The sequence below is a fragment of the Pseudomonas sp. QS1027 genome (genome assembly GCF_002814235.1).
GTDB lineage: Bacteria > Pseudomonadota > Gammaproteobacteria > Pseudomonadales > Pseudomonadaceae > Aquipseudomonas.
The window spans coordinates 1-1,313 of record NZ_PHSU01000053.1 but is presented as its reverse complement, the minus strand read 5'-3'; the positions used below and the strand labels follow the sequence as shown (position 1 = coordinate 1,313).

At 52.9% G+C, this 1,313-nt stretch carries 1 pseudogene; it reads right to left on the bottom strand.

Features of this window, described 5'->3' with window-relative positions:
• Positions 1-35 precede the first annotated feature (35 nt).
• Positions 36-1,258: pseudogene (locus CWE01_RS32910) on the bottom strand (IS3 family transposase).
• Positions 1,259-1,313 lie beyond the last annotated feature (55 nt).

Below are 1,313 nucleotides of genomic sequence, written 5' to 3'. Positions count from 1 at the left end.
TGTCTAGTCCTGAAATAGGTTGACACCTGTTTCACTCAAAACGCCCGATGCACCGCATCGGGCGTTTTGTATTTCAGGGACAAATGCGGCCGTTCTCCGTTGTAGATCAGGACCGATTCATCCACCATTTTCTTCGCCTCTGCCAAGTCCCTTGGTCGGTGCAGCAGGAACTCGGTCTTCAAAATCCCATTTACTCGCTCGGCCATAGCGTTCTGATAGCAGTCATAACCGTCCGTCATCGAGCAGGTAATGCCGTGCCTGATGTGCAGTCGTTGATAAAGATCAGAACAGTACTGGGCACCCCGGTCTGAGTGATGGACCAGCGGCTGCTGGGTCTTTCGCTCTGCGATGGCATTCTTCAGCGCTCTGATCACAGACTCTGTGTGCAGGCTTTCATGCACGTGATGGCCCACTATTTTTCGCGAGTAAGCGTCGGTTATCAGACTCAGATAGGCCACGCTTTCTTGGGTGGGCAGGTAAGTTATATCCGCAACTCATACCTGTTCAGGCCCGTTGGCGACGACTTGTTCCGAGCCTGCCTTGAGCAGATTGGGATGGCGTCGAAAGCGATGATGGCTATGGGTCGTTTTGTGATAAGCCCGCTTGCGAGGAACCAGTTCGCGCGCTTCTCGCAAGATCGCAAACAAGCGGTCTCGCCCTACCTGCAACGCTGTTTCTGCTTCGCTATGCAGTAAATGGTGCAGCTTGCGCGTTCCGAGTCTTGGCTGACGTCGCCGCTTTTCCAAGACAAAGTCCACTATCCGCTGATTGTGGCTGAGCCGTGCATCGTAAGCCCGATTGCGCTTGTAATAGGCCTGACGAGAAATCCCCATGAACAGGCAAGCCCTGGTGATGCTCAGGTCTTCGATTTGCCCTTGCGAGAGGACTTGCCGGGTCGCTTTTTTACAACGGAAATACCGTAGTCGTTTTTCAAAACATTCACGACAGCTTCGAAAAACTGAGCCTTCTGATTGCTCAGCACTAGCTGTTCTTCAAGCTCTTTGATTCGCTGCTCGGGTGTCAGCGGTAGAGTTGGCTCGGCCATGGACCTGGTCCTCAACACTCGAATAGACGCGCCTTGGCTCCAATCCTGCCGACCATGCTTGCGTAGCCACACCAACACCGTAGACCGGCCTTGGATGCCATAGCGCCGTTGAGCTTCTTTATAACTCAACTCGCCTTTTTCGACCTGATCGACGACCGACAATTTAAAAGCCAGCGTGTAATCTCGCTGACTGCGCCTTTTGCCTGAATCCATTGCGTCCTCCTGAAAAAAGATCAGAAGGTGTAAACCTTATTCAGGACGGGACAGC